This is a genomic window from Serratia sp. 506_PEND (assembly GCF_001076875.1).
In the GTDB taxonomy this organism is placed as follows: Bacteria; Pseudomonadota; Gammaproteobacteria; order Enterobacterales; family Enterobacteriaceae; genus Serratia; species Serratia marcescens.
Genome location: NZ_JVEL01000277.1, coordinates 1 through 7330 on the forward strand (window position 1 = coordinate 1; position 7330 = coordinate 7330).

At 60.1% G+C, this 7330-nt stretch carries 9 protein-coding genes, 1 pseudogene and 1 riboswitch; of the genes and pseudogenes, 3 read left to right on the plus strand and 7 right to left on the minus strand.

Going from position 1 to position 7330, the window contains the following annotated elements:
* Together ADK28_RS07215 and ADK28_RS07220 are read right to left on the minus strand one after the other, a co-directional pair.
* A partial coding sequence (locus ADK28_RS07215; protein WP_048795284.1) for an LLM class flavin-dependent oxidoreductase occupies nt 1-502 on the minus strand: 502 nt, incomplete at its 3' end.
* A 189-nt stretch (nt 503-691) separates the two neighbouring features.
* The gene (locus ADK28_RS07220) at nt 692-1855 is read right to left on the minus strand and encodes a M20 peptidase aminoacylase family protein (protein ID WP_048795285.1); all 1164 of its coding nucleotides are present in this window, start codon (nt 1853-1855) and stop codon (nt 692-694) included.
* A gap of 346 nt (nt 1856-2201) precedes the next feature.
* On the opposite strand from ADK28_RS07220, the gene cspE reads away from it, so the two are divergent.
* The gene (gene cspE / locus ADK28_RS07225; RefSeq protein ID WP_004940030.1) at nt 2202-2411 is read left to right on the plus strand and encodes a transcription antiterminator/RNA stability regulator CspE; all 210 of its coding nucleotides are present in this window, start codon (nt 2202-2204) and stop codon (nt 2409-2411) included.
* Nucleotides 2412-2468: 57 nt separating this feature from the next.
* On the opposite strand, the gene ADK28_RS07230 is transcribed toward cspE, so the two are convergent.
* The 3 genes from ADK28_RS07230 to crcB form a co-directional block, all read right to left on the minus strand.
* Nucleotides 2469-3659, minus strand: coding sequence for a multidrug effflux MFS transporter (locus tag ADK28_RS07230; protein WP_048795286.1), 1191 nt, complete (start codon nt 3657-3659; stop codon nt 2469-2471).
* 6 nt (nt 3660-3665) lie between these two features.
* Nucleotides 3666-4262: a TetR/AcrR family transcriptional regulator gene (locus ADK28_RS07235; protein ID WP_016928784.1), complete on the minus strand. Its 597-nt coding sequence runs from the start codon at nt 4260-4262 to the stop codon at nt 3666-3668.
* 289 nt (nt 4263-4551) lie between these two features.
* The gene (gene crcB / locus ADK28_RS07240) at nt 4552-4935 is read right to left on the minus strand and encodes a fluoride efflux transporter CrcB (protein WP_016928782.1); all 384 of its coding nucleotides are present in this window, start codon (nt 4933-4935) and stop codon (nt 4552-4554) included.
* Nucleotides 4936-5014: 79 nt separating this feature from the next.
* A riboswitch (Fluoride riboswitch) is annotated at nt 5015-5077 on the minus strand.
* 83 nt (nt 5078-5160) lie between these two features.
* On the opposite strand from crcB, the gene ADK28_RS07245 reads away from it, so the two are divergent.
* Nucleotides 5161-5589, plus strand: coding sequence for a GNAT family N-acetyltransferase (locus ADK28_RS07245; RefSeq protein WP_048795287.1), 429 nt, complete (start codon nt 5161-5163; stop codon nt 5587-5589).
* 1 nt (nt 5590) lies between these two features.
* Here ADK28_RS07245 and ADK28_RS07250 read toward each other — a convergent pair whose 3' ends face one another.
* Nucleotides 5591-6658 carry a diguanylate cyclase gene (locus ADK28_RS07250; protein ID WP_048795288.1) on the minus strand — a complete coding sequence of 356 codons (1068 nt, stop codon included), beginning with the start codon at nt 6656-6658 and terminating at the stop codon, nt 5591-5593.
* A gap of 218 nt (nt 6659-6876) precedes the next feature.
* Between ADK28_RS07250 and tatA the strand changes: the two genes are divergently transcribed.
* Nucleotides 6877-7092, plus strand: coding sequence for a Sec-independent protein translocase subunit TatA (gene tatA, locus ADK28_RS07255; RefSeq protein WP_048795289.1), 216 nt, complete (start codon nt 6877-6879; stop codon nt 7090-7092).
* 93 nt (nt 7093-7185) lie between these two features.
* Here the strand turns inward: tatA and ADK28_RS29880 are convergent.
* Nucleotides 7186-7330 (minus strand): annotated as a pseudogene (locus tag ADK28_RS29880) (lipoyl synthase); the annotation flags it as partial.

Genomic DNA, 7330 nt, shown 5'->3' on the forward strand with positions numbered 1-7330 from the left:
CCCACAGCCCTTTGGCGACGTCGAGAAACTCACCGGCAATGCGGTAACGCAGGCTGTGTTCTGGGTGTTCTTTGCGCGAGAAGTTTTTGGCCGAGCCTTCCAGCGGCGACGTCACCACGTTCCAGCCGGCTCGGCCGTTGCTCAGGTGGTCGAGGCTGGCGAACTGACGGGCGACGGTGAACGGATCGCTGTAAGAGGTGGAAAGGGTGCCCACCAGGCCGATTTTATCGGTGGCGGCGGACAGCGCGGCCAGCAGGGTGAGCGGTTCGAAACGATTAAGAAAATGGGGAATGGACTTTTCGTTGATATATAACCCATCGGCGACAAACACGAAATCGAATTTCCCCTGTTCGGCTTTTTTCGCCGAGGCGATATTAAATTCGAGGTTGATGCTGGCGTCAGCGGCGGCATCCGGGTGGCGCCAGGCGGACATATTTCCCGATGCGCCATGCAGAATGGCGCCCAGCCGTAATTGCCGTTGATTATTCGCGTTGTCGCTCATCGTGATTATCCTGTCATGCGCCGCAAAGGCGCGCGGTGTCTGATGTGTCCACTATTGATGAGCGGCAACGGGATGTAAAACAACAAAACAGCATATTCAAATGTTGAAAACTGCAAATATCACGGCGAGCGAAAATAATAATCCCCGGCGCGGCATCTGCGGCGTCGGGGAAATACTATTTCACGTTATTCAGGCGTTGCTGAGGGCTTTTTCTGGCGCGGTAGTGAGCTGTTGCAGCGTGCGTTCCGCCAGCAGTGTGAAATATTGTGCGGCGGGGAACAGGGCGCGTTCATCGGGGTTGAAACGCGGATGATGCAGGCCGAATTCGCTGGCGGAGCCGATGCTGACGAATACGCCCGGCACATGATGCAGATACAGCGCGAAATCTTCACCCCCCATTTGCAGCTCCGCCTCTTCGACCCGGTAGCCGGCCTCGGCGGCGACGCTTTTGCTGAACGCCGCCCAATGGGCGTCGTTGATCACCGCCGGCGGCCCCGGCTGCCAGTGGAGTTCGGCCTGCGCGCCCAGCGCGGCGGCAACGCCGTCGATCACCTGGCGAATTTTATCCGGCACCTGGCGGCGCACCGCGTCGCTGTGGGTGCGCACCGTGCCTTCAAGCTCGACGGTTTGCGGCAGCACGTTCCAGGTATTGCCGCCTTCGATGCGCGTCACGCTCACCACCAGCGATTCCAGCGAGCTGAAGCTGCGGCTGGGCAGCGTCTGCAGCGCGCCGACGATCTGGCTGGCGGTGACGATGGTATCGACGCCCTGTTCCGGTTTGGCGGCGTGGGCGCCTTTGCCGGTGATGCTGATCTGGAAGCGATCGACGTTGGCATAGAACGGCCCGGCGCGGGTGGCGAAGGTGCCGGTGGGCAGCTCCGGCGCGTTATGCAGGCCAAATACCGCCGCGACGTTATCCAGCGCGCCGGCGTCGATCAGGTGCCGGGCGCCGTTGAAGGTTTCTTCCGCCGGTTGGAAGAAGATGCGCACCGTGCCGGGCAGCTCGGCCTCACGCGCTTTGAGCAGGTGCGCGGCGCCGAGCATCACCGAGGTGTGAAAGTCGTGGCCGCAGGCGTGCATCACGCCGCTGTTTTGCGAGCTGAAGGGCACGTCGGCGATTTCGTCGATCGGCAGGGCGTCAATGTCGCCGCGCAGGGCGATGATCGGCCCCTTGCCGCTGCCGATCTCCGCCACGACGCCGGTTTTCAGCGCCAACGGCAGAATACGAATGCCCGCCTCTTGCAGCCAGCGGGTCAGCCGGGCGGTGGTGGCGAATTCGTGATTGGAAAGCTCCGGGTTTTGGTGCAGCTCACGCCGATAGGCGATGATCTTTTCTGCCAACTGGCTGGTCATAGGCTTGGCTCACAGTGGGAAATAAACCCTAACCCTAGTGCAGGGGGCGCAGAAGCAAAAAGACCATCTGGTTATATTTCATAGCGATTGCGTCTGCATGGAGGCGTCAACGCTGGGGTCAGCGGGCGGGTTTGGGCGTTCGCGCGTTGTTCGCCGGCGCAGGGAGAGGATTGGCCTGGAACGGTAACGTATCGCAACCGGTGCAATGCATTTACACCGGGCAACACGGATTTTTTCACTCTTTATCGGATTTCTGTGATCGCGGTGGTGGACAAAATCCTGCCTGCTTGCTGTACTGTAATCGACACAGGTTTTGTGTCTTTCATTCACGTTAAAGGTAAGTTTGATGTCTAAGATTAAAGGTAGCGTTAAGTGGTTTAATGAATCCAAAGGCTTCGGTTTCATTACTCCGGAAGATGGTAGCAAGGACGTTTTCGTTCACTTTTCTGCCATCGTTAGCAATGGTTTCAAAACGCTTGCTGAAGGCCAGCGTGTAGAGTTTGAAATCACGAACGGTGCCAAAGGCCCATCTGCCGCTAACGTTACTGCTATCTAAGCTGCGTAGCTGAATTTCTTAAAACCCGCTCATTGAGCGGGTTTTTTATTGGGCGCGTTATGCGTCGCTGCGGCGGGCCAACAGGCTGAACAGCAGGATGGCGATGGCGTAACAGCCGACGATGGTCAGCGCCATCGACAGGCCCGAAGTGCCGCCCAGCCCGGTGAGCGGCACGGCGCAGGCGCCAAGGGCGAACATGCACACGCCGATCAAGGCCGAGGCGCTGCCCGCTTTGTCCCCCTGGCTTTGCATCGCCAGTGAAGAGGCGGTCGGGCCGACGATGCCGATCACCGCCACCGAGAAGAACAGCGGCACCAGCAACACGGGCAGCGGCGCATGCAGCGCGGCGGCCAACAGCAGCAACAACGACGCGACGGCCGCCAGCGTTAACCCGCCCCTCAATACCCGGCGTTCCCCCCAACGTGAACTGAGACGGCTGGCCAGCTGCGCCGCAATGATCAGCCCGACGCCGTTAATGGCGAAGCACAGGCTGAACATCTGCGGGCTGAGGCCGTAGATCTGCTGCAAGACGAAAGGCGAAGCGCCGATATAGGCGAACATGCCGGCCATCACGAAGCCCTGTGTCAGGCACAGGCCCATGAAATAGCGCTGGGTCAGCAACCCGCCGAGCGACATCAGCATCGCCAGGATACCGCCCTGGCTGCGGCGCTCGACCGGCAGGGATTCGCGCAGCTTCAACGCCGACAGGCTGAACAGCAGTACGGCGATGGCCGCCAGCACGCCGAAGATACCGCGCCAGTTCATCACCTGCAGCATGACGCCGCCCAGCACCGGCGCGACGATCGGCGCCAGGCCGTTGACCAGCATCAGCAGGGCGAAGAAGCGGGTCAGTTCATGGCCGGCGTACAGATCGCGGGCAATGGCGCGGGAAATCACCGCGCCGCCGGCGCCGGCGATGCCCTGCAGCAGGCGGGCGATCAGCAGCTGGTCGATGGTGGGCGCCAGCGCGCACCACAGCGAAGCGCCGAGCAGCAGGATCAGCGACAGCAACAGCGGGCGCATACGGCCCAGCTTGTCGCTGTAAGGGCCAAAAATCAGCTGGCCGACGCCCAGGCCGAGCAGCCCGGCGGTCAGACTGAGCTGCGCGGCGGCGGTAGAGGTATTCAGCTCGCCCGCCATTTCCGGCAGGGCGGGCAGATAGAGATCGGTGCACAGCGGCCCCAGCGCGGCCAGCAGGCCAAGCACGACGGCGTACACCAGACGTTGTCTGGCTAAGTGTTTGGTCATGGGAGATTAAGATTTCCTGAACAGGTGAGAAATGGCCTGCTGATACAGATCGCGCAGCAGGGACGCATCGGCTTTTTGCGTGGTAAGGATACGGTAACCGGTGCCTTCGCTCATGACGGCGATAAACTCCACCCGCGCGGCGATCTCCTCCGCGCTGAAATGGGGATACAGCCGCTGCAGATTGTGGCACACGTGGCGAAACAGCCGCGCTTCCGCATCGCTGAGCATTTTGGCCACCACCGGGTTGCGCGTGGCCTCGGCGGTCACTTCCAGCATCAGCATGTGATCGGTTTCGCTCTCGCCCGGCTGCTGAAACAGCGTGCGCGCCGCCAACGTGCCGGCGATCAGGTTGATGTGATCGCCAAGGTTTTCCAGCCGCTGCATCTTGTTGGTGATGATGCGGTTGACGATCTCTTCGATAATCGCGTCTTTATTGGCGAAATAGCGATAGATTTGCCCGACGCTGAGCTGCGAGCCCTGGGCGATCTCCGCCATGCTGGCGGCGTGGAAGCCGTGGCGGCGAAAGCTGGTTTTCGCCGCTTCGACGATCTGATCGCGGCGAGCCTGCACTTTGGCCTGTTTACTGTCGTTGGGGGGGAGCATCTGCCCGATCCTTTGCTACGCGTGAGCCGGGTTCACATTTTTGAGTGTGAACGTTCATTCTCAATTGTAGTGTAAACGGCCGGAAAGACGCAAGATGAACGCGTGCTGCGGGGAAAAGGCGCTTATGTGAACAGGTAGGATTTGATAAAGGCGGCGACGATCAGGACGCACAGCGCAACGGCAATCGCTTCGGCGGCGGTTTTCGGCAGGCTAAACATAGCGGTTTCTCATCCAGTCAGGGGTACTGGATGAGATTATGCGCATGCAAGATTAAGGAAACATTAAGGGCTTAGCGCCCGTTGAGCCACATCACCAGCATAAAGGCCAGCAGCGTCATCGCCAGCGAACCGGCCAGGTTGAGCAGCATGTTGGCCAGCGCCCAGCCGAAGCGGCCATCCTGCATCAGGTATACCACCTCCAGCGAAAAGGTGGAGAAGGTGGTCAGGCCGCCGCAGAACCCGGTGGTGATCAGTAATTTCCAGGTGGGATCCAGATGCGTCATGCGGGTGAAAATCGCCATCGCCAGGCCGATGATAAAACCGCCGATCAGATTGACCATCAGCGTACCGAGCGGAATGTGGGCGTTCAGCGGATTCATTTTCATGCTTACCGCCCAGCGCAAAACGCTGCCGACGCCGCCGCCGATAAATACGGCCAGTAAAGAGCTCAACATGGGGCAACTACCTTTCAATCAGAGAAATTCACGAGGCTCGGAAAGGGACAGGCGTAACGCTACGCGCCTCTCTCCGAGAGGTTACGTAGACATCATCAGCCTGTGAAGGCGGTTAGGGAGGAATGTCATCTCCAGCGTGCCGCACGGCCTTTTTCGCCGCACCCGGTGGATGTTACACCTAACGCCGCCTATTTTGTAGTATCGACACTCTGCGAGGTAAAACGGATGGAAATCAGAACGGCGCGTCTGAGCGACCGGCACGCTATCGCTGAATTAATGACGGCGCTGGATTATCCCGGCACCGAGGCGTTTCTGTCGCAGCGGATGCAGCAACTGTTGGCGCATCCGGATGAGGCGCTGCTGGTGGCGGCGGACGGGGAGCAGGTGTTGGGCGTGTTATCGTTGCATTTTCTGCCGCAGCTGGCGTTGGCCGGCGACATTGGCCGCATCAGCTATTTTTGCGTCGACGATCGGGCGCGCGGCGAGGGCGTAGGGCGGCGGCTGCTGGCGGAAGGCGAGGCGCTGGCGCACCGTCGCGGCTGCGATCGCCTGGAAGTCCATTGCCACAGCCGCCGCGAGCGGGCGCATGCGTTTTACCGGCGCGAAGGCTTTGTCGAAGCGCCGAAGTATTTTGCCAAGTTATTAAGTCAGTAAGTTACTCCCCTGGCGGCGCCGCCGTTTCCAGCCGGTTGCGGCCATTCTGCTTCGCCCGATAGAGCGCGCCGTCGGCCGCTTTCAGCCAGTCAAGATAGCCGCCCAGCGCGGGGTGGTAGTCAGCGATGCCTGCGCTGATCTGCAGCCGCAGCTGCGGCGCCTCCTTGAAGCTGACCGCGTCCAGCCGCTGCTGGATGCGGCGCAGAACGATTCCCGCCTGTTCAGCACTGGTGTTAGGCAGCACTGCGCCAAACTCGTCGCCGCCGTAGCGCCCGACGATATCCACGTTGCGCATGCCGATCAGCAACTCTTCCGCCAACGCCGCCAGGGCCTCATCCCCCAAAGCATGGCCGAAGGTGTCGTTGATGGTTTTGAAGCGATCGATATCCATCAGAATCAGCGTGGCGTTATCCTGGTAGCGGCGGCAACTGTCGAACTGGCGATGCAGCAGGTGCTCCCAGTGGCGGCGGTTATATAAGCCGGTCAGCCCATCGCGGGTGCTGATGCGTTGCAACTCCTGTTTCTTTTCCGCCAGTCGTTTGGCGGTGCGGTAGGTCACCAGCCCAAGCAGCGTCGGATACAGGTAGATCATCGGCAGGCACAGATAGATTTGCAGCGCCGTGCTGTGCGGGTGAAACGGGAAGCCGAGCAGCGCGGCGGTGAGCATCGCCGTGGTCAGTTGAATGGCCAATCCTTTCACAAACAGCGCTTTGCCGGCCGAAGCGATGTTGTTCATGCTCATCATCGATAGGATGACGATGGTGGGCAGCGCGTTGAACGCCATCATCGCCGCCCAGAAGCCGCCGAAGGCGGAGTCGATCAAGAGGTTGCGGATCTCGGCTTTGAACGGTTCTTTGGCGCGGCAGGCCAGGCGATAGGCGAGATGCGGCCAGAGAAAGCCGTGAAAGGCCAGCAATAGCCAGACCGCCGTGGGCGGAGCCAAGGGGTAGAGCGCGGCGCAAACGCAGATAAAGCCGAGCCCCAGACCGGCGACGCGGGGCAGATAGGTGCGTTTGGCGAAGCTGAGGCCGGATTTTCGGGCATCGAAAATGGGTGGAGCAATATACATCCGGCATCTCCCTGATAGGCATCACGGCAGCGTAGCATGCGGGTGATAAACTAAGAATAGTCTTGGATTCACGCCGCGGGGGCGCGTGGCATTCCTGCGACGGATCTCACTCTGTTACATGTTGCGGTTGTGCGAGCCGAAGGAAAGTCGCTAAATATTCGCAGGCAAGGTCAGTTTTTCTCGCTGTTCACGCAGCGCTCTATGATAAGAAGGTGAGTATGGAAGGTATCAGCATTACCAAACTTCTGGTGATTGCGGTGTTGGTGATTTTACTGTTCGGCACCAGCAAACTGCGCACGCTCGGCGCCGATCTTGGCGCGGCGCTGAAAGGCTTTAAAAAAGCGGTGGGCGACGACAGCACGCCGCCGTCCGCCGGCAACAATGCCGCCGAAAGTCAGTCCGCTCAGCAGAGCGTCGAAAAGAAAGACGTTTAATTCCGTCTGATGGCGCGCAATAAAAAACGGATGCCTTGCGGACATCCGTTTTTTGGCGTTTCCGCCGTCTATAGCGTAACAAACTATTACGCGTTATTTCACTTCCATCCCTTTGGCCTGCAGATCGGCGTGGTAAGACGAACGCACGAACGGGCCGCAGGCGGCGTGGGTGAAGCCCATCGCCATCGCTTCTTCTTTCATCTCGTCAAACTCGGCCGGGCTGACGTAGCGCTGCACC